The organism is Borrelia venezuelensis (assembly GCF_023035835.1).
GTDB classification, from domain to species: domain Bacteria; phylum Spirochaetota; class Spirochaetia; order Borreliales; family Borreliaceae; genus Borrelia; species Borrelia turicatae.
In genome coordinates, this window is record NZ_CP073220.1 from 179,799 (window position 1) to 199,438 (window position 19,640).

Annotated in this window: 21 protein-coding genes; 11 read left to right on the forward strand and 10 right to left on the reverse strand. The window is 27.8% G+C overall.

Going from position 1 to position 19,640, the window contains the following annotated elements:
* Positions 1-3: 3 nt before the first annotated feature.
* The gene (mnmE, locus tag bvRMA01_RS00865) at positions 4-1,398 is read right to left on the reverse strand and encodes a tRNA uridine-5-carboxymethylaminomethyl(34) synthesis GTPase MnmE (RefSeq protein ID WP_247031517.1); all 1,395 of its coding nucleotides are present in this window, start codon (positions 1,396-1,398) and stop codon (positions 4-6) included.
* 135 nt (positions 1,399-1,533) lie between these two features.
* On the opposite strand from mnmE, the gene bvRMA01_RS00870 reads away from it, so the two are divergent.
* Genes bvRMA01_RS00870 through csrA form a run of 5 tightly spaced genes read left to right on the forward strand, consistent with a single transcriptional unit; the run spans position 1,534 to position 5,841 of the window.
* Positions 1,534-2,028: a flagellar protein FlbF gene (locus tag bvRMA01_RS00870; RefSeq protein ID WP_247031520.1), complete on the forward strand. Its 495-nt coding sequence runs from the start codon at positions 1,534-1,536 to the stop codon at positions 2,026-2,028.
* Positions 2,029-2,046: 18 nt separating this feature from the next.
* Positions 2,047-3,930 (forward strand): flagellar hook-associated protein FlgK, encoded by a 1,884-nt coding sequence (gene flgK, locus bvRMA01_RS00875; RefSeq protein ID WP_247031522.1) that lies wholly within the window; start codon positions 2,047-2,049, stop codon positions 3,928-3,930.
* Between the two features lie 3 nt (positions 3,931-3,933).
* Positions 3,934-5,208 (forward strand): flagellar hook-associated protein 3, encoded by a 1,275-nt coding sequence (locus bvRMA01_RS00880; RefSeq protein ID WP_247031524.1) that lies wholly within the window; start codon positions 3,934-3,936, stop codon positions 5,206-5,208.
* A gap of 1 nt (position 5,209) precedes the next feature.
* Complete coding sequence (gene fliW, locus bvRMA01_RS00885; protein ID WP_247031526.1) at positions 5,210-5,602, forward strand: flagellar assembly protein FliW; 393 nt, start codon at positions 5,210-5,212, stop codon at positions 5,600-5,602.
* Between the two features lie 2 nt (positions 5,603-5,604).
* Positions 5,605-5,841, forward strand: a complete 237-nt coding sequence (gene csrA, locus bvRMA01_RS00890) for a carbon storage regulator CsrA (RefSeq protein WP_011772140.1) — start codon at positions 5,605-5,607, stop codon at positions 5,839-5,841.
* On the opposite strand, the gene tsaB is transcribed toward csrA, so the two are convergent.
* The 6 genes from tsaB to infC all read right to left on the reverse strand — a co-directional run bounded on the left by tsaB (position 5,826) and on the right by infC (position 8,501).
* Entirely contained in the window at positions 5,826-6,488 is a 663-nt protein-coding gene (tsaB, locus tag bvRMA01_RS00895) for a tRNA (adenosine(37)-N6)-threonylcarbamoyltransferase complex dimerization subunit type 1 TsaB (protein WP_247031528.1), read from the reverse strand. The genes csrA and tsaB overlap by 16 nt on opposite strands.
* A complete protein-coding gene (tsaE, locus tag bvRMA01_RS00900; protein WP_119024062.1) occupies positions 6,469-6,897 on the reverse strand; it encodes a tRNA (adenosine(37)-N6)-threonylcarbamoyltransferase complex ATPase subunit type 1 TsaE in 429 nt (142 codons plus the stop codon). The genes tsaB and tsaE overlap by 20 nt, the downstream gene beginning before the upstream one ends.
* Positions 6,894-7,154, reverse strand: a complete 261-nt coding sequence (locus tag bvRMA01_RS00905; protein WP_247031530.1) for a hypothetical protein — start codon at positions 7,152-7,154, stop codon at positions 6,894-6,896. The genes tsaE and bvRMA01_RS00905 overlap by 4 nt, the downstream gene beginning before the upstream one ends.
* Before the next feature lie 203 nt (positions 7,155-7,357).
* Positions 7,358-7,705 (reverse strand): 50S ribosomal protein L20, encoded by a 348-nt coding sequence (gene rplT, locus bvRMA01_RS00910; protein WP_011772144.1) that lies wholly within the window; start codon positions 7,703-7,705, stop codon positions 7,358-7,360.
* A gap of 21 nt (positions 7,706-7,726) precedes the next feature.
* The gene (rpmI, locus tag bvRMA01_RS00915) at positions 7,727-7,924 is read right to left on the reverse strand and encodes a 50S ribosomal protein L35 (RefSeq protein ID WP_011772145.1); all 198 of its coding nucleotides are present in this window, start codon (positions 7,922-7,924) and stop codon (positions 7,727-7,729) included.
* Positions 7,925-7,940: 16 nt separating this feature from the next.
* Positions 7,941-8,501: a translation initiation factor IF-3 gene (gene infC / locus bvRMA01_RS00920; protein WP_247031532.1), complete on the reverse strand. Its 561-nt coding sequence runs from the start codon at positions 8,499-8,501 to the stop codon at positions 7,941-7,943.
* Positions 8,502-8,678: 177 nt separating this feature from the next.
* Here infC and bvRMA01_RS00925 point away from each other — a divergent pair, with 177 nt between their 5' ends.
* Together bvRMA01_RS00925 and bvRMA01_RS00930 are read left to right on the forward strand one after the other, a co-directional pair.
* The gene (locus bvRMA01_RS00925) at positions 8,679-9,341 is read left to right on the forward strand and encodes a hypothetical protein (protein ID WP_247031534.1); all 663 of its coding nucleotides are present in this window, start codon (positions 8,679-8,681) and stop codon (positions 9,339-9,341) included.
* Positions 9,341-10,087 carry a hypothetical protein gene (locus bvRMA01_RS00930; protein WP_119024065.1) on the forward strand — a complete coding sequence of 249 codons (747 nt, stop codon included), beginning with the start codon at positions 9,341-9,343 and terminating at the stop codon, positions 10,085-10,087. The genes bvRMA01_RS00925 and bvRMA01_RS00930 overlap by 1 nt, the downstream gene beginning before the upstream one ends.
* Before the next feature lie 90 nt (positions 10,088-10,177).
* On the opposite strand, the gene bvRMA01_RS00935 is transcribed toward bvRMA01_RS00930, so the two are convergent.
* Together bvRMA01_RS00935 and bvRMA01_RS00940 are read right to left on the reverse strand one after the other, a co-directional pair.
* Positions 10,178-10,975: a TatD family hydrolase gene (locus bvRMA01_RS00935; protein WP_247031536.1), complete on the reverse strand. Its 798-nt coding sequence runs from the start codon at positions 10,973-10,975 to the stop codon at positions 10,178-10,180.
* A complete protein-coding gene (locus tag bvRMA01_RS00940; protein ID WP_247031538.1) occupies positions 10,972-12,114 on the reverse strand; it encodes a tetratricopeptide repeat protein in 1,143 nt (380 codons plus the stop codon). Before bvRMA01_RS00940 ends, bvRMA01_RS00935 begins: the two co-directional genes overlap by 4 nt.
* 297 nt (positions 12,115-12,411) lie before the next feature.
* Between bvRMA01_RS00940 and prfA the strand changes: the two genes are divergently transcribed.
* From prfA to bvRMA01_RS00960, 4 genes are read left to right on the forward strand one after another with little or no spacing between them, the layout of a single operon-like run.
* Positions 12,412-13,485 (forward strand): peptide chain release factor 1, encoded by a 1,074-nt coding sequence (gene prfA, locus bvRMA01_RS00945; protein ID WP_247031540.1) that lies wholly within the window; start codon positions 12,412-12,414, stop codon positions 13,483-13,485.
* Positions 13,486-13,494: 9 nt separating this feature from the next.
* A complete protein-coding gene (prmC, locus tag bvRMA01_RS00950) occupies positions 13,495-14,328 on the forward strand; it encodes a peptide chain release factor N(5)-glutamine methyltransferase (RefSeq protein WP_247031542.1) in 834 nt (277 codons plus the stop codon).
* Positions 14,312-16,315, forward strand: coding sequence for a RelA/SpoT family protein (locus bvRMA01_RS00955; RefSeq protein WP_247031544.1), 2,004 nt, complete (start codon positions 14,312-14,314; stop codon positions 16,313-16,315). Before prmC ends, bvRMA01_RS00955 begins: the two co-directional genes overlap by 17 nt.
* On the forward strand, positions 16,305-18,548 hold the full coding sequence (locus tag bvRMA01_RS00960; protein ID WP_247031546.1) for a hypothetical protein: 2,244 nt from the start codon (positions 16,305-16,307) through the stop codon (positions 18,546-18,548). Before bvRMA01_RS00955 ends, bvRMA01_RS00960 begins: the two co-directional genes overlap by 11 nt.
* Here the strand turns inward: bvRMA01_RS00960 and bvRMA01_RS00965 are convergent.
* Complete coding sequence (locus bvRMA01_RS00965; RefSeq protein WP_247031548.1) at positions 18,545-19,639, reverse strand: D-alanine--D-alanine ligase; 1,095 nt, start codon at positions 19,637-19,639, stop codon at positions 18,545-18,547. The two genes, bvRMA01_RS00960 and bvRMA01_RS00965, sit on opposite strands and share 4 nt — an antisense overlap.
* Position 19,640 lies beyond the last annotated feature (1 nt).

Consider the following 19,640-nt stretch of genomic DNA (forward strand, 5'->3'; position numbering starts at 1 on the left):
TATCTATTTTCCTAAACAAAAATTCTTAAACATATTGTTAAGTACATCTTCACTAGTAACCTCACCCGTTATTTCGCCTAAAAAATTAAGAACTTCATAAACATCAAATGCCAACATATCATAGCTTATATCTTTTTCTATCTTATTTAACAACTCAATAATTAAAATATAAGCTTTTTTTAAAAGTTCTGCTTGGCGACTTGATGATACGATAACATCATAAGCATCAATATCAATGTAATCAAAGCATGTCAATGACCTTATCTTATCATAAAGAGAATCTATGCCAAATAAAGTCTTAGTACTAATCTTTACTAAATTTGATGAATTTATATTACCTGAATTAAAAAATTCAACTGTTTGTCTATTTGGTTCTAAATCCATCTTATTTAAAACAAAAATCACTTTAGAATGTCCCTTATAAGAATCAATAAATTTTAAATCGTCATTTGTTAATCTTGCACTCAAATCAATAACATAAAGAACTAAAGATGCTTCCTTAATTAAAGAATTACTTTTAACAATACCCAACTGTTCAACAAAATCAGTAGTCTCCCTAAGTCCTGCTGTATCAAAAACGTTAAATAAAATACCATCAAATTCAAAACTTGCTTGAATGTAATCTCTTGTAGTGCCAGCATAAGAGGAAACTATAGCCCTATCTTCCTTTAGTAACAAATTAAAAAGAGAAGATTTGCCAACATTAACAGAACCAGCCAAAACCAATGCAATTCCATAATCCAGTTTCCTTGCAGTATTATAAGAATCAACCAATCTCTTAAGTTCATCTCTGCTTTTTGAAATAATCTCAAAAGGAATGGCAACCTCATATTCACTTGTTTCATAATCAAGATGAACACTAAGTGCTGAGAGAAAATTTAAAATATCTTTCTTGATCAAATCTATTTTAGCAAACAAAGAACCTGAAAGCTTGTTAACAGCAAGAGAATGGATCTTATTAGTTTTAGCAGAAATTAGCTCATTTACTGCCTCTGCTTTAGTAAGATCAAGTTTTCCAGCCAAAAAAGCACGAAGAGTAAATTCACCAGGCTCAGCCATTCTAAATCCCACTTTCAAAAAACAGCCTATAATTCTCTTTATACCAATAGGGGAGCCATGGGCCATAACCTCTATTGAATTTTGACCTGTAAAACTCTTTGGGGCTCTATAAATACAAACAACAACTTCGTCCAATTTTTCGCAAGTTCCTTTATCTATTAAATATCCATAATGAATGGTATGGCCAGACGCCTCAAGCAGTTGCTTAGGATCTGAGAACATTTTAGAAAATTTTTCAATTGAAGAAATCCCACTACTACGAATCACACACAAAGCACTACTAAGTAAAGGGGTAGCAAGTGCAACAATATCATCCTCTCTTTGAAAAAGCTTGCTCATAGACTGTAAAAATTATAACATAGAATAAATGGCAAAGACCAAAAATAAAAGAAAAAATTCAAAAATACAATACACAAGATAAATGACCTAAATTTGTAAATATTATGAATTTCACTTATAATTTATTTCATAAAGATGAAAACCAAATTAGAAACCGAACTGAAAAATACTTTACAAGAAGAAGTTCTTTTAGTAGAAGATATATATAATATGTACCTAAATATAAAAAGATATCTTGATGAAAAAAACGAAAAGATGTTTAAAGAAGCAATAAACAAAACAAACATTTATCTTCACAAATTTAAAGATATAGAGCACAAGAGAGATGAACTTTGGAAAAATTTTACAGATCTTGAAAAATTTGAATCAACTTACATGGCTATAGAAAAACTATGTTTGGTTTATAAAAAAGAGATATATAATTATTTTCATCGATTAAGAATAGGGATATTGAATATCCAAAACTTAAATTACTTAATATCAAGCTACACAGAAACATCTCTTGGTATTTTAGATCTAATATTTAAAGATGCTCAAGAAAGTGTAGACAATATAACTTATAAAAATCCTTATGGACCAAGAAGCGGAAACTTAAATGAAACATCCGTTTTAATAAACAAAAAACTTTAACTACTTAAGGAGTTTTAAATGGATTCAACATTTTCAGGAATAGAAATTGGGAAGAAAAGTTTATTTGCACACAAAGATGCTATGAACACAATTGGACATAATCTAACTAACACGTCAAAACCCGGTTATTCAAGACAAAGAGTTATAATGAAAACTGAAATACCAATTTATGCTCCTCAATTAAATAGAGCAAACAAAGTTGGTCAACTAGGTCAAGGAATAATGGTTCAATCTATAGAGCGAGTAAGAGACGACTTGCTTGATATAAAAATAGCTGAAGAATCACATCGACTTGGCTATTGGAGTTCAAAAGACAAATTTATCTCTCTGCTTGAGAATGTATATAATGAACCGGAAGAACAATCAATCAGAAAAAGATTAAATGATTTTTGGGATAGCTGGCAAGATTTATCAAAACAGCCCCAAGGACTAGCTGAAAGAAATATTATACTAGAACGCGGACAATCTTTTGCAGAAGTAGTAAGCAACAGATTTCATTCTCTTAAGCGAATATACACAATGGCAAATGATGAAGTAAAAATCACTACTGAAGAGATAAATAACTACCTTAGGAATATCAGTGATCTTAATAGGCAAATTGCAAAAGCAATCGCCATGAAAGATCAGCCAAATGATTTAATGGATGAACGAGATTTAATAGTTGATAAACTAAGCAATTTAATTAGTATCTCCATAGAAAATAAGCGAGACCCTAATGAATTTTTAATTTATGTAGAGGGGAAACATCTCATTCAAGGTGCAATTGCAAATGAATTTATATTGGAAGCAGCCAATAGCCCTACAGGAACTAAATGGAATGTTTTATGGAATAATGGAGAACCGGCTAATATTAATACGGGAAAATTAGGGGCTCTTATTAATGTAAGAGATAACGAAATTAAAAACGAAATTAATGAAATAGATAACATGGCAATTAATATCACAGAGCTTGTAAATGAAGTTCATGTGTCAGGACACGGTCTTGATCAAAAAAACGGAAGAATTTTCTTCGACCAAGAATACAAGCTAACCGATGAGCGTGGACGATATGACAGCAATGGAGACGGTCAATTTGATTCTGTTCATATATTTAAAATAAATAGTACAAATGAAATTTTTCCAGAAGAAAATCTAGGATTTTCAGGAATACTCAAATTTCAAGCAATCAATAAAAATGATTTTATAGAAATACCCTACAATACAACAGATACCGTTCAAGATGTAATAAATAAAATAAATAACTCCAACTCACAAGTCACTGCAAGAATTAATGCAGAAGGAAAATTTGAAATTAAGGCAATCAAAGAAGAAGAAAACGACAGTGCTATTTTTAGAATTAGATATATTGAAGATTCTGGACTATTTTTAACAACTTACACAGGCATTTTAAATACATCGGGAACTGAGGGTGCTTATAACTATCAAGACGTTAATACTACTAACCAACTAATAAATACAGTTAGCTACTCAATAGCTCCTCTCAAAAATCCAGCTGCATGGCTTAAAGTATCTAGAGAAATTGCAGAAGATCCATCAAAGATTGCATCGGGAATTAAAACTCCAACAAACAACACTCCTATTGGAGATAATAAGGCAGCATTACGTATTGCATCTTTTGTAAACTCACAAATCATGATTGGAAAGAATGCAACACTAAATGACTACTTCGCAAACACGGCTTCCAATATTGCAATCAAAGGACAAACAGCAGAAATTACAAAAAATAGTCAAGAACAAATACTTAAAAATTTAACTGATTTAAGACTATCAATATCTGGTGTAAATAAAGATGAAGAATTAGCAAACATGATAGAATTTCAACAATCATTTATTGCCGCAAGCAAATTCATCACCGTTTCTGCAGAATTAATAGATACAATCATAAATAAAATGGGAGTATAATATATGATAAACAGAGTAAGTCATCCTTTGACATATGATAACTTAAAAACATCTTCAACAGACAAAGAAGTAAAAATAACAAAACTTTTAGGAAGCCTATACCAAGGTGGCAAAAGAATTACGAATTTGCGAGATGATCCAACAGGTGTCACTCATGCAATAAGATTAGACAGTGATATATTTAAGCTTAATACCTATGTTAAAAATATCAACAGCGCCAAAGGAAAATTAAGATATATGGAAGGGTATTTACAATCGCTTGCAAATATTCTAACTCGTGCAAAAGAAATAACTGTCCAAGGTGCAAGCGGTACATACAAAACTGATGATAAAAAGATAATAGCAAAAGAAATAAATGCAATACTTGAAGATGTCCTTGCAATAGCAAATGTAAAAGGAGCAGATGGATACAGCATATTTGCAGGCACTAAAATTGATAATGAAGCATTCAAAGTAATTAGAGAAAACAGGATAAACAAACTAACTCAAGACAAAGCAGAAACTCAAATAGTAAGAATAGACTACAATGGAAATCAAGCAGAACAAACAACTGAAATATATAATGGAATTTATATCCCAACTAACTATCCTGGAAGCGAAATATTTTTTTCTCACAATCATTACATAACATCATCAAAAAATGTTAATGGATTTATTGTCAAGGAAAACACAAAAATTTATATTGATAACATTGAAATAGCATTAACAGCAGGAGATACCGCTGCCGACATTATTGCCAAAATAAATGAATCATCTGCTCCTGTTGAAGCTACTCTTGATCGTATTTTAAATTCAATGGTCATACAAACAACAATACCTCACCAAATATGGATCACAGAAGAGGAAGGTTCAACGGTACTACAAGAGCTAGGTATTCTGACCCAAAATAATGAGACCAAAGAACCTCCTTATAATATTGCAAACAATACTGAGGTTAGAAATAGAACAATTTTTGATAGCTTAATTGAGTTAAGAGATAATCTAGAAGAAAATAGAGAAGAAATCATTGGAAGCAGAAGCTTAGCAGAAATTGATGCAAGTTTAAATAAAATTTTTGCAACATTAGCTGATCTTGGCACTAAAGAAAATAGGCTTGATCGAAGTTATGAAAGGATAAGTAAAGAAATAATGGATATGAAAGATGATATGGTTAAATATACCGATCTTGATGTCACAAAAGCAATAACGGAGCTTAACATGACAAGTTTAGCTTATCAAGTATCTTTAGGGGTTTCCGCAAGGATCATGCAAACAACATTATTAGATTTTCTAAAATAAAATGAAAAACGAAATTAGTATAAAATTTAACTTTCCTGAAGGGATACTGGGATTCGAAGAGATTAAAGAATTTATCATCAAAGATTCTGAACACAAACCTTTCTCTATAATGCAATCAATAAACGGAGAAATAAATTTTTTAGTAACATCGCCCTTTAATTTTTTAGAAAAATATTTACCAAATATAGAGGAAGAAGATTGGTTAGATATCCAAACAGAAAATGAAGATGATAAAGTCATACTATGTATAATTAACATGCATGTAAAAAACTATAAAGAAATAACGGCTAATTTAAAAGCCCCAATCATATTAAACAAAAAGAAATTAATTGGAAAACAAGCCATATCTACAAATGAAGAGCATTATCTTAGATATAGAGTCTTTAAGGAATAAATATGCTAGTATTATCAAGAAAAGCAAACGAAAGCATAAAAATAGACTCTAACATTGAAATTTCAATATTAGAAATAAAAAAAGATAGTGTTAAAATAGCTATAAAAGCCCCTGCAAATATCAAAATACTTAGATCTGAAATCTATGACATCATCAAAGAAGAAAACAAAAAATCAATCCTACAAGACAAGAATAATATACATAAAATTAAAAATTTATTTGATTATCTTAGTAAATAAGATTTAATTTCTGCATCACTCAGTCTTACATAAAAAGGTCCTGACAAAATATCATCTCCCTGCCTGTTTTCTACATACTTAAACTTGCCAATCTCTGTCAGAACTGAACCAAAAGAATTCATATCATTGATAATCTCAAACTTATTTTTAAGTTTTTCATAAATAAATTCAATACCATTACCCACAATAACAAATTTTAAGTCAAGACTATCTAAATATTCAAATAACTCTGATTCAGAAAAACAAAAAATTTTCCCGCAGAATTTAGAATTCTTATAACACCCAAGGAAATATTTACCCGCTGTAAAACTTAAAGTTAGCGTATCTGCGCTTGTATTAACCAATTTCGCAAAAACATCAAAAGTAGGTACATTAACAAAAGGAATTGAAAGACCTAAAGAAAGCCCCTTAATAAAACTTAAACTAATTCTCAAACCTGTAAAAGAACCAGGACCAGAAGAATTAATAAGTAAATCAAGTTTCTTTAGATCAATACCATACTCTAATACAAAATCATTAAATAATTTTGGAATACTAAGAGTATAATTAATATTATCTTTACTCTCAATTATAGAGAAGACCTCACCATTAATTTCAAAATGAATCAATAAAGTTTTATGTGAATATTCAATTGCAAGGGTATTCATCGCTAAATTCTAAAATCCTACTAGTATTTTTTATTTTAAATGTTAAAAACATTAATCTATTCTTTGGCAAAACATCAATAATTATCTCCGGCCACTCAATAGCTATTATAGCTGACATATCTAAGAGAAGCTCCATTCCACCAATAAGTTGAAACTCATCTAAAATATTTAAACGATACAAATCAATATGATAAAATTTAAAATCTACAAACTCATAAACATTAACAATATTATAAGTTGGACTTGTAAAGTAAGAAATGCCAAGATTTAAAGCCAAACCTTTTAAAAAGGTTGTCTTCCCAGTTCCCATATCACCACAAAGACCAAATATCTTACCAATAGGCAAGGGATTAAAAAAAGATTTAGAAAAGTTTATCATTTCCTTTTCTGTTTCAAAAGATAATGTCAAGGAAGTTCACCTTTTATATCAAGATCAATAACATGCCTCTTGATTGCAACCATTAAACTAAGAACAGGATAATTTAAAGGGTTTACAAAATCAATAGTGATATGTTTCTCACCTAAAGGAGTTACTTCTATTGTAAACTTCACTTGCTTAGTCTCACTAGAGCCCTTATATTCATAAAAAGCGTCAGCAAAATATACTCTCCTATAATATATATGACTATCTTGCTTGCTGATATTATCAAGAGAAATAAATTTCACAAATAGTATTCCTTTAAATAAAATCCCGAGAAGCCAACATAGGAACATTTTCATTTAGCGCTATTTTCAAAGATGGGACTTTCATTTTTAACTTTTAATCCGCCTATGCAACTATCCGTTAAAAAAATACTTAAATCCCCAAATTTAGTGAGATGTCGCAAAAAATAACTCTAATCCCTATAATTAAACTTCCCAGGAAGTTTTTAATTTTTTATTTCATAAACAATTTTTTTAAAAGTTTCAATATCCTCAATTGCTAAATTAGATAAGATTTTTCTATTAAGCTTAATATTAGACTTTTTCAAACTTTCAAAAAATTTTGAATAGTTAATTCCCATACCCGTTAAAGCAGCAGAAATTCTTACAATCCATAAACTTCTAAAATCCCTCTTACGAGTCTTTCTATCTCTTGTAGCATACATCATGCCTTTACGAAGAGTATCTTTGGCTTTCTTATAATTACTTTTCTTAGTACCCCAAAAACCCTTAGTTTTCTTTAAGATCTTCTTTCGTCTTGCAACGTGAACTATCCCGTTCTTAACTCTAGCCATATAATCTCCTTAAATCAATATTTAAGCATAAGGCAATAAGGTTTTGATTCTCTTAACCTCAAAACTTGAAACCAAACCTGACTTACCCAACTTCCTTCTTCTCTTTGAAGACTTTTTTGTCAAAATATGTCTTAAATTTTGCTTCTTATATTTAATTTTACCTTTTGAAGTAAAAGCATATCTTTTTTTTGCACTTTTACATGTTTTCATTTTTGACATTTACATCTCCTTATCACTATTTCTTAGACTTAGGTGCAATAATTAAAAACATTGTTTTCCCCTCCATCTTAGCTGGGGACTCTAAAACATAATTAGACTCACCTACCCTTTCAAGAATACTCTCTAAAATTCCATAGCCCAAATGAGTATGAGCGAGTTCACGTCCTCTAAATCTTATAGTAACTTTTACCTTATTACCCTCTTTGAGAAATCCTAAAATATTTCTATACTTAAAATCAAGATCATGAGTATCTATCTTTGGCTGCATCCTAACTTCTTTAAGCTTAATTATTTTTTGATTTCTTTTTTGCTCTTTTTGACGCTTTTCCTGATGAAATTTATATTTCCCATAATCAATTATCTTGCAAACAGGAGGCACTGAATTTGGAGAAATCTCAACCAAATCAAGCTCAGCATCCCTAGCACATTTAATAGCATCTTCAATTGGCAAAACAGATTGAGTTCCATTATCAAAAATAACCCTAACCTCACGGGCCTTAATCTTATGATTAATTCTCAATTCTTTATCACCGAATCTTGACCTATCCCTATCCTTACCGGAACTTCTATTTATCATTTAAAAATACTCACTCCTCAAACAGCATTAATCAATAACTAATTTTAATATACCTTCTCTAAAAAGTAAATTCGAACACATATCTCTTAAACACAATAATAAAAAGAATTTTGAAAAATTCTAAAAAGTAAAAATTTAATTGATTAATAAGTCATTTAAAAGTAAAATTTACTTATTATGAACGTATTTTTACTAATAAGCCTACCTTTAGTTTTTAAAATATACATGATAATAAACCATCCTCAATTAAAGTTAATTAAACAAAATTATATCCATGCAACATCAATATTATTCGCAATGACCATTTTTTCTTTACTATATCTGATAGAAGAATTCATATTATATAAAAGCTTGCTCATAAATTACCAAACAAAATTCAGTTTAGCATATTCAATATTTATTAAAGAACAAATATATTACTATGTTTTTCCATTATTTATATTCACATTTTTTTTTACATTCAATCCAAACTCATTGCTTAAAAAAAATCCAATATTTTTAATATATTTTGCATTTGGATTAATACTCTCTAAAAATTTAGCACTCATCATAACAAACAGTAAAGCTTTTGGCACATATGAATATATTAAAATACCGCTTTTACATATATTAGAACTAATATTCACAGCAATTATATGCGAAAAAGGAATACGTCTTCATATAACACAAAATATAAATGGATATCAATTAATTTTTGTTCCTATCTTGATCTTAGAAGTAATTATAACATTTTTAAAAGTATTAATTTTAACTAATGCACAAATTTACGCTCTAATAACATTAATAATACTACTAGGAATCACAATCGTAAACAAGAAAGCCATTGGAACTGTAAAATAATGATACATACAATAAAGACTTTTATTATTACAATTATTTTAATTCTATGTTTTAGTTGTAAAAACAATAAAATCACAGATAAAAATTTTAGTTATATCATAATTTTTTCAGACGCCACAGAGTATTTTTTCAAAATTAAAAATTCTCCATTCATACAAGATAAAACACTCTTTATCAATGAAAAAGATATCGAAATTATTAAAGACAAACTAAATAATGTAAAAAAGATACTTTTAACACATAAATCAAATAATGAAATATTTAATATTAATAAAATTAAAAAAAAAACTTTTTATCTATCCAAAGTAAAATTTTCATTAAAAAAAGCAATAGATTTTATATTCAGTGACCCCTCAATAGATTTAACAACCTCATTAATAATGAAAGACAATACACTAAATCAAACAGATTCAGAACACTTGGAAAAAAGTGCAAAAGAACAAAATATAAACATTACTACAATAAATGACAAAAATATTCTGTATTTAAAAAATTTGATTACTCCAAAAATAACAAAAGTGATCTTATTCTCAATGAGAAATAATCATGTTTTTTTAAAAAAATTATCAGAATCATCCTTTTTTAAAAAAATAGAATTCATATTGATTGGAAGTAATAAAAAAGATTTAAAAGAAATTAACACAAAATACATAATCAGTATGAATGAACTCGATTTGATTGAAATAACAAAAAAAATTAATAAAGATTTTCAATACGAATTCAACATCTATGAAAAAACAATATAAATCTGATTACAAATCAACATACATTTAACTGAATTGATAAGCAATAATTGACAAACAAAAAATACTATTATTAATGAGAGAAAATAATTGTTAAATCAAATCATTAAATAAATCCTTAAAATTATCATACAACGCAATTATAACGCTATTCACATCACAATTTTTAATTTTTGCAATCTCAAGACATGTATATCCTAAAAAACATGGAGCATTAATCTTACCCCTTAAAGGAACTGGGGCTAAAAATGGACTGTCTGTTTCAATTAAAATATCTTCAATATTTAATTTCTTTAAAACTCCTCTTAAAGGCTCTGAATTTTTAAAAGTTAAATTACCTGCAAAAGATATCTTAAATCCAAAATCAATAAATTTTTTAGCATACTCATAATTACCTGAATAACAATGCAATATGCCTCTACTTATAAAATTGGAAGATTTAATAATATTGTAAATATCATCATAAGCCTCTCTTACATGCAAAATGACGGGCTTCTTATATTTACTAGCTAAATCTAACTGAATATTTAAAGCTTCAATCTGCTCGCTTTTATTATCTCCCTTAAGGTAATCAAGTCCAATTTCACCAACAGCAACAACGTTTTCATTTTCTAAAATACTCTCAATCAATTCAAAATCATCTCTTAAAGCCTTATTTAAAGGATGTATGCCAACTGTTAGTGAAATATTAGGATAAGTATCTAAAAGTTGCTTTCTCTCATAAAAATCACTAGGATGCAACCCAATATCAAGAAAATAAGAAAATCCATTTTTCAAACATTCATTAATAAGATAATGAATATCAATAGAATTTTTCTTAAGTTCATTAAAATGAACGTGGGTATCTATTAACTTTTTAAAAAAAATAGATCTCTCAAAATTAAGATTCATGCATCCATCTTTTTTTTAAGGTTATTAATGTAGTCAATAATGGTAACATTCTTCATTCCAAGTTGCAAGAAACTTGACAAAATATCTACAGCACTTTCAATTTGCCCTAATGCCTCATAACATTCAGCAGCATTTACATACAATATTGAGTTCTTAGGATTGGTTTTTATCAGATTTTTAATAGCTGACAATGCCTCTTCATACTGCCCCTGCTCCTTTTGAAGTAGTGCAAGACCAAGTATAGCAAACATGTCAAAATCAACATCAAGAGCTTTTTTATAATAAATCTGTGAATTCTCATACTCTTTCAAGTATCGGTAAGTATCACCTACTCTTGTTAAAACCAGATTATTCTTTGGATCCTTATCTATTATTGTAAGCCAATATTTTAAGGCTTCATGATACTCTTTACTTCCTCTATAGCAATCAGCAAGTCCAAAAATAGCATAAAAATTATTCGGAGAAATTTCCAAAGCTCTTTTGAAAAAATAAATTCCCTTACTAAATTCCTTTAATTTCCTATAACAATTTCCAATTGAAGTTAAAACACGAACATCAATCTTAATCTGATTTATTTCATACATTCTAAGCCAATATTTCAACGCTTCTTTATATTCCTTAAAGTCATAATATAAATGTCCAATACCAACAAGAGCATAATCATTATCAGGTACAAATTCTAATACTCTTAAGTACGATTGCCTAGATTTTTGAAAATTTTTTAATTTCCTATAAGAAGAAGCAACTCTTGTAAGAACCGTAATATTTTCAGGATCATATTTCAAATATTCTTCCCATACATCTGTAGCCTTCTTATAATCACCTAAACTTCTATAACAATCTCCCAATCCAAAAAGTGCATAATTATTATTTGAATGTTTAGCAAGGCATTTTTGATAATAAATTATAGCTTTATCAAAATTTCGCTTCTTCCTTTCAATGTCTCCAAGTCCAACAAGAGCATAATTATTATCATAATCCTTTTGTAAGATATCATTAAACAATGCCTCTGCTTCAGGAAGTCTCTCTTCCTTTATCAACTGATATCCCCTTTTGGATTTTTCAGTAACATCAAGAAGCTCATTATCAGAAATTTGCGAGATATCCCCAAACTCACCTAAAAGTTTCTTGTCTAACATAAATACCCCTTCTTAACTGGTTTATTAAAGACATAACATTCACTTTATATATGCTATTTAAAAAAACATATAAGTCATAATTTATATATAAACATATCAAGATATTAATAAATCTTTAATATCCAATCTCAATAAACATATTATATAAAAAATTAAAAAAATATACTTAAATTCGTAAACTTAAACTTATTTATTTAAATTGTATATAAAGCCTATAAAATAAAATTCATGACCAATTATAACAAAAAAATTCAAAAGTAGGATAAAATAATACTACTTTATTAGGAGAAAATTAAGATGTTTTTAGAAAGATTAAGTCCCATCGAAAGCAAAATAAAAATACTTGAAGAAAAATTACAAGATACAAATTTAATTAAAAACCAAAAAGAATATGCAAAAGTAATAAAAGAATATAACCATTTAGAAAAAATCAAAGAAAAAAAAGATGAATATGAAAACATAATAAGCCAAATCGATAAGAATCAAAAAATTTTGTCCGAAGAAGAAAATTTAGAAATGAAAGAATTAATAAAACAAGAATTAACTCATTTAAATCTCAAAAAAGATGAAATTGAACACACAATCAAAATATTACTCTTGCACCAAGATGAAAATGACAATAAAAATATAATTATTGAAATTAGAGCTGGCACAGGGGGAGAAGAAGCTGCACTTTTTGCACATAATCTTTACGAAATGTACACAAAATATTCTGAGAAAAAAAAATGGAAAACAGAGCTTATTAACTTTAATGAAACGGAACTTGGTGGATTTAAAGAAGTAAGCTTTGAAATAAAAGGTAAAGAGGTATTTAAAAAATTAAAACATGAAAGCGGGGTGCATAGAGTTCAAAGAGTTCCTATAACAGAATCCAATGAAAGACTTCAAACCTCAGCAGCAACCGTTGCTGTACTGCCTGAAGTTGAAGAAACCGACATTGAAATCAACGAAAAAGATTTAAGAATAGATGTTTACAGATCTTCTGGTGCTGGGGGCCAACATGTAAACACAACAGACTCTGCCGTTAGAATTACACATCTGCCTACAGGAATTGTGGTACAATGTCAAAATGAAAGAAGTCAGCACAAAAACAAAGATCAGGCTATGAAAATATTAAGAGCAAGGCTTTATAAATTTGAAGACCTCAAAAAACAAGAACAACGCTCAAATGACAGAAAGCAACAAGTAGGTTCAGGTGATAGGTCTGAAAGAATTAGAACATACAATTTTCCACAAAATAGAGTAACAGAACATAGAGCAAACATTAGTCTTTATAAACTAGAAGAAATTATGCAGGGAGAACTTGACTTTCTTCTCGACACACTAGCCCTAAAATTACAAGAACAAGCACTAAAAGACAACCCAATATAATTTATTTTAATGACAATAAACGAAGCAATAAAAAATTCAAAACAACATAATTTAAATACTCTTGAGATTTTATTACTACTTGAAAAAATCTTAAAGAGTCGAAAAGAATTAATTCTTGCAAATATAAATAAAAATTTAACAAAACAAGAAGAACATAAATTATCGTGTCAAATAAACAGAATAAGATCAGGAACACCCATAAACTATATACTTAAAACAAAAGAATTTATGGGTATTGAGTTCTATATAAACAAACATGTACTAATTCCTAGAGAAGATACAGAATGTTTAGTAGAAGAAGCTTTAATTCAAATTAAAAAGCACAATTTAAATAAAATTTTAGACTTATGTTGCGGAAGTGGATGCATTGGCTTAACAATTGCACATTATCTTAAGTGCAAAGTAACACTATCGGATATTTCAAATAAAGCCTTAAAAGTATCATTAAAAAACACACAAAAACTAAAATTAGAAAATTATATAGAAATACAATATTCAGATCTGTTAAAATACATAAATAAAGAGTTTGAGCTAATAATCACAAATCCTCCTTATTTAAATAAAGATGAACTAAAAATAAAGGAAAAATTAATAAAAGAACCAAGAATAGCTCTTTTAGGGTTTGGAAAAGACGGACTTGAAATTCCAAAAAAAATAATAAGACAGGCAAAACATAAGCTTGCCAAAAATGGACTTTTAATAATAGAAATGGCTCCTTGGCAAACAAAATCTTTAAAAGATTTTGCAATCCAGGAAGGGTTTGACTATTTAAAAACTATATATGACATTGAAAGCAGAGAAAGAGCATTGGTCTTAAGGATAAAGAATGATACAAGTTTATGAAATTGCATACTTACTTAAAATAAATGATATCGATAAACTAAAAAACATTTTCAGAAAGACTGTCAATAATATTTATCAAGATGATATTCAAAAAAAATTAATATTTAAAGCTCTTGAAATATCAGAACAATTACACTACGGACAATATAGAGAAAGTAAAGAGCCATATGTCATCCATCCAATCATGGTTTCACTATTTCTTATAAAATTTCAACTAGACTTTAAAACAATAATAGCTGGGCTACTACACGATGTTCTTGAAGACACAAGTGTCAAAAAGGAAGAAATAATCAAAGAATTTGATCAAGAAATTTTAAGTCTAATTGATGGGGTAACCAAAATTCACGACCTACACAATAAAACAAGAGCAATAAAAGAAGCAAATACCATTTCAAAAATGTTTTTTGCAATGACTCATGATATTAGAATAATAATCATCAAACTTGCAGATAAATTACATAATATGGCAACCCTTTCTCACTTACCTAAAAACAGGAAAGAAAGGATTGCAAGAGATTGTCTTGCCACTTATGTACCAATTGCAGAAAGACTAGGTATTTCATCTCTTAAAATATATCTTGAAGATTTATCATTAAAATATCTTTATCCAAAAGAATATAAAGAAATCAAAAATTTTTTATCCGCAACAAAAATAGAAAGGGAAAAAAAATTATATAAGGGAAAATTGATAATAGAAAAAGAACTTAAAAAAATTGGCATCGATGTCACAATCACAGTACGTTCAAAACACTTTTACTCAATATTTAGAAAAATGAAAACAAGAAATAATAATATTTCTCAAATCTTTGATACCCTGGGAATAAGAATAATTTGTAAACAACAAAAAGAATGCTACGAAATACTAGAAATTGTACATAAAGTTTGGAAACCAATACCTGGAAGACTAAAAGATTACATAGCAATCCCTAAAGAAAACAAATACCAATCCCTACATACCACTGTCAGAATACCTGAGGATAATCAATTGATAGAAATACAAATTAGAACAGAAGAAATGGATAAAATTGCCAAATATGGTGTTGCTGCTCACTGGCTTTACAAAGAACAAGTCGAATTAAAAGCTGATGATATATCATTTATCAACCGAATCAAAAAATGGCAACAAGAATCTGTTAACAAAAATCAATACTCAATGCATGACATACACAAAGAACTCTTAAACACATTTATATATGTCTATACACCAGAAGGAGAAATAGTAGAACTTCCATTTGGCTCAAACTCAATTGACTTCGCATACACAATACATACAGATATTGGGGATCAAGCACTTTATGCAAAAATTAATGGTAAAATTAGCTCACTAACCAAACCATTAAAAAATGAACAAATTGTTGAAATATTTACCTCTCCAGAGGCAAAACCTGATGTAATTTGGCTTAACAGTGTTAGAACAAAAAAAGCACGCTCAAAAATTAGATCTTGGCTTAACAAAAATGACAATACAATATTTGTAGATAATAACATAATTGCATATCTTATTGGAGAAAATAAGGAACAAAAAAGACTCTTCAGTTTGTTTAAATCTTTAACAAAATCCAAAATAAAAAGTATTACAATAGCCCCTGACTGTAATCCATTAACAGGTGAAGATATCATTGGGATAATACAAAAAGATACAATAGTAGTTCACAAAGAACATTGTAGAGAAATTGCACATCAGAAAAAAAGTCATCTTGTAGAAGTAGAATGGGAAGCAACACCAACAAGGAAAGTATATCATATCATAATATTCTTAAAAAATTTAAAAGGCCTTTTTAACTATTTAGATAATCTTTTTACAACTTTTGACGTAAGACTTATTAGTGAGAAAATAGAAGACTGCGGAAATGGACATGGAATAATTAACATAATTATCTCATCAAATGCAAAAAACGTATCAATGATTTTTACTTCACTTAAAGAAAATCCTAACGTACTCCAAATAATGCAAGTAGAAGAAGACATAAAAAATTATGATAATTAAGACATTACTCTTAATCCTAATACAAACATTAATTTCACATAAAATAATAAAAGCAGACGAAATAGAACAATGTGGCAAACAAATAAGAAAACATATCACAAAAATTAATGAACTAAACAGATCTTTAGAAAAGATAAAACGAATAGAAAATACTTATGATTACATAAAAAAATATTTTCTAGAAAATAAGATTCAACACAAAGAACACTCACTCCAAGAAATTGGATTTATTGGATACTCGCAAAAAACAATTCACGTAAAAATAAAAGGCACAGAAAAAACTAATTATAATATCATTGTCCCAATAGAAGCACAACATGATCTAAAAAACAACCTAGCAATTGCCATTGTAATAACACTAATAAATAATTTCAAGAACAAAGAGATAAAGAATAACCTAAACATTTATTTTATAGAAGACGACTCACATAAACAAATATCAACAATAAGCAGTAGATTGTTATTAAACAATAATGCACTTGACAAAAACATAAATACAATATATTTAATGCTAAATGAAGACAAAGAAAATAACTTAATAGAGTTTAAAAATCAATCAAACATAATAAATTCAAAAACAAGTTTAAGCTTTTTAGAAAATTTTATAAAAACATTTGAAAATCATAAAGTAAACTTTAACGTATCAAAAATAAATGACAAACATATCAATGGAATATACAATTTGTATTTAAAAGAAGAAATTCCAATTTTAATAATAAGCAACAATAAAGAATGCTCACTCTTAAAACATGTAAAAAATAATAATCTTTGTGACATTTACAAATCAATTGAAGAGACAGTCAAAGCTAAAAAAAATAATCAAAGTGAAAATGAACTACACTATATCATTATAAATATGCCATTTAAAAAATGGATAATAAATGAAAATACACTTATCATAATAATATATGCTATTTGCAATTTCATTATATTAGTGTTCATCACAAAATTTAAAAAAACTAGTATCATACTTAGAAAAACAAAAGAAAATTACCATAAAATCATAAAACTATTTTTCATATTATTCCTAAGCACATATATTTCTACTCTAATCACAAATAAAATGTTAACAGCATATGAAAATTTCATAGACTATAAGATTATAAATCCAATATATCTAGTAAATTTTTTTCTAACATTATTTAACTTCAATATTATATCTTATTTCACATATAACTTTAAAATACATTTGAGCCTTAAAGAACTTAAATATTTAGCAATATCAATCTCTATAATTGAACTTATTATAATGTTATATATCAAAATAGAATTTATTTTAATCATAATTTTAAAAAATATACTAATATTAATCATTCCTAACAAGACAAAAATTCTAAAAAAGATAGTAATAATGCTTATTTGGATAACAAATCTCATGCTAATAACGTCAATACAAACAACCTTAATGACGACAAGACCGATTGCACTAAGCTATTTCATATCAATTTCACTTTTCTCAGCAATACTTACAAACATCGTAGAACATTTAAAACATAAAACTGAGACAATAAGACAAGAATTTACAAAATTTGAAAAGATTGAATCTATCATTCTTTTTCTAATAATCGCCATTACCATAATATCACACGACATAGAAAAAATTTCAACAATAAAAATAGATCAAATAATAAGCTTTCCAGAAAAAACCAACAAAATTAGCGTAGAATACCTACAAGACAACAGAAATACAATTCAAATTTCAACAAAAGATTTTAATTTAAGTTTAGAAAAAAATAAAAAATACACAGAAAAGGAAATTCAAACACAAGAAAACTTAATAGATTTATTTTTTCAAAAAATAGATGTAGCTGAGAGAACTATCTATGACATTAAGATTACCACAAATAAGATTACAAAACAAATTAATCTATTTTTAAAAAATGCATCTGAGCTTATCATATATCAAAGCAATACACCATATAAAATAGCATCCAACAATGTAATATTTACAATAAATAATATTAAATTAAATACAACAAATATAACTTTTACGGTTAAATCTCAAGAAAAAATTCAATATGATGTTTTTGCTTACTCTGATATCAATACAAACTACGTAAAAATATATGATCAAAAAACAAAAAAAGAAGTTAAAAACATTAATATAGACTATTCATACGCAATAAAGTATTCTGGAATACTTCCAAAATCTGCAAAATACAATCAAAATCCCTTTTTTAAACTTCAAAATGACAAGGAAATTGAAAATTTAAAAAATTTGAAACTAAATTAGTTTTCCAGCCGGTGAAAATCAATCCTCTCCTTTCTCTTTGCATAACTTTGAAAAGCTAAAGCTATCAATTTATCAACCAAAGATCCATAATCAAGACCATCATGTTCACACATCTTAGAAAACATAGAAATATCTGTAAATCCTGGAATTGTATTTATTTCATTAATATAAACTAAGTCAGTATCTTTTTCGATCAAAAAATCAATCCTTGCCATACCCCTAAGCTCCAAACATTTATAAGTAAAAAATGCATATTCTTTAATGTCTAACAAATGTTTGGTATCAAGGTGAGCAGGAATATTAAAGACAACCGAATTTCCAGGAGCAGTGGAATATTTAGCATCATAGTCATAAAATACAAAATCCTGTATAACAATTTCACCAGGAGTAAATATTTTAATCTGCTCATTTCCAATAACAGCACATTCAATCTCCCTTGCCCTCATAAATTTCTCTATAACAACTGTCAAATCATATGCAAACGCTTCTTCAATACATTTTTCAATCTGAGTCTCATTATATGCAATACTTATTCCAATTGAAGAACCTAGTATAGCCGGTTTAACAATGACAGGATAATCTAAACTTTGCTTTATGTCTTTTTTGATGCCCTCTTTATCTAAAAGATAATCATATTTTTTAAACCCAATAAAGGGTACTAAAGGAATATTAAAACTTTTAAGCAAAAGCTTACAGAAATACTTATTAATAGAAATAGCACTTCCTAAAATTCCAGAACCAACACAAGGAATATCCATAATTTTTAAAAATCCCTGAATAGCACCATCCTCACCTGTTCTCCCATGAACAATAGGAAACACAACATCAATTTTAAGATCCTTATTATTTACAAATATTCCATAACCAGGAATTAAACTAATAATAGCAGAACTATCTTTTTTAATTAATTTAGGATCATCAGGAACAGAATCTAATAGGTACCAAACCCCAGTAATTTTATCAATAAAACTTGAAAACACATTATATTTATCAAGCTTCATAAGAGCTGAATAAATTCCACAAGCAGATCTAAGAGAAATTTCATGCTCAAAAGAAACTCCTCCAAATATTAACATAAGATTTTTTTTCATC

What these genes read in the sequence shown, in the direction of transcription:
- mnmE (WP_247031517.1), bottom strand. Translation starts at nt 1,398, where the DNA reads ATGAGCAAGCTTTTTCAAAGAGAGGATGATATTGTTGCACTTGCTACC.
- bvRMA01_RS00870 (WP_247031520.1), top strand. Translation starts at nt 1,534, where the DNA reads ATGAAAACCAAATTAGAAACCGAACTGAAAAATACTTTACAAGAAGAA.
- flgK (WP_247031522.1), top strand. Translation starts at nt 2,047, where the DNA reads ATGGATTCAACATTTTCAGGAATAGAAATTGGGAAGAAAAGTTTATTT.
- bvRMA01_RS00880 (WP_247031524.1), top strand. Translation starts at nt 3,934, where the DNA reads ATGATAAACAGAGTAAGTCATCCTTTGACATATGATAACTTAAAAACA.
- fliW (WP_247031526.1), top strand. Translation starts at nt 5,210, where the DNA reads ATGAAAAACGAAATTAGTATAAAATTTAACTTTCCTGAAGGGATACTG.
- csrA (WP_011772140.1), top strand. Translation starts at nt 5,605, where the DNA reads ATGCTAGTATTATCAAGAAAAGCAAACGAAAGCATAAAAATAGACTCT.
- tsaB (WP_247031528.1), bottom strand. Translation starts at nt 6,488, where the DNA reads ATGAATACCCTTGCAATTGAATATTCACATAAAACTTTATTGATTCAT.
- rplT (WP_011772144.1), bottom strand. Translation starts at nt 7,705, where the DNA reads ATGGCTAGAGTTAAGAACGGGATAGTTCACGTTGCAAGACGAAAGAAG.
- rpmI (WP_011772145.1), bottom strand. Translation starts at nt 7,924, where the DNA reads ATGTCAAAAATGAAAACATGTAAAAGTGCAAAAAAAAGATATGCTTTT.
- infC (WP_247031532.1), bottom strand. Translation starts at nt 8,501, where the DNA reads ATGATAAATAGAAGTTCCGGTAAGGATAGGGATAGGTCAAGATTCGGT.
- bvRMA01_RS00925 (WP_247031534.1), top strand. Translation starts at nt 8,679, where the DNA reads ATGAACGTATTTTTACTAATAAGCCTACCTTTAGTTTTTAAAATATAC.
- bvRMA01_RS00930 (WP_119024065.1), top strand. Translation starts at nt 9,341, where the DNA reads ATGATACATACAATAAAGACTTTTATTATTACAATTATTTTAATTCTA.
- bvRMA01_RS00935 (WP_247031536.1), bottom strand. Translation starts at nt 10,975, where the DNA reads ATGAATCTTAATTTTGAGAGATCTATTTTTTTTAAAAAGTTAATAGAT.
- bvRMA01_RS00940 (WP_247031538.1), bottom strand. Translation starts at nt 12,114, where the DNA reads ATGTTAGACAAGAAACTTTTAGGTGAGTTTGGGGATATCTCGCAAATT.
- prfA (WP_247031540.1), top strand. Translation starts at nt 12,412, where the DNA reads ATGTTTTTAGAAAGATTAAGTCCCATCGAAAGCAAAATAAAAATACTT.
- prmC (WP_247031542.1), top strand. Translation starts at nt 13,495, where the DNA reads ATGACAATAAACGAAGCAATAAAAAATTCAAAACAACATAATTTAAAT.
- bvRMA01_RS00955 (WP_247031544.1), top strand. Translation starts at nt 14,312, where the DNA reads ATGATACAAGTTTATGAAATTGCATACTTACTTAAAATAAATGATATC.
- bvRMA01_RS00960 (WP_247031546.1), top strand. Translation starts at nt 16,305, where the DNA reads ATGATAATTAAGACATTACTCTTAATCCTAATACAAACATTAATTTCA.
- bvRMA01_RS00965 (WP_247031548.1), bottom strand. Translation starts at nt 19,639, where the DNA reads ATGAAAAAAAATCTTATGTTAATATTTGGAGGAGTTTCTTTTGAGCAT.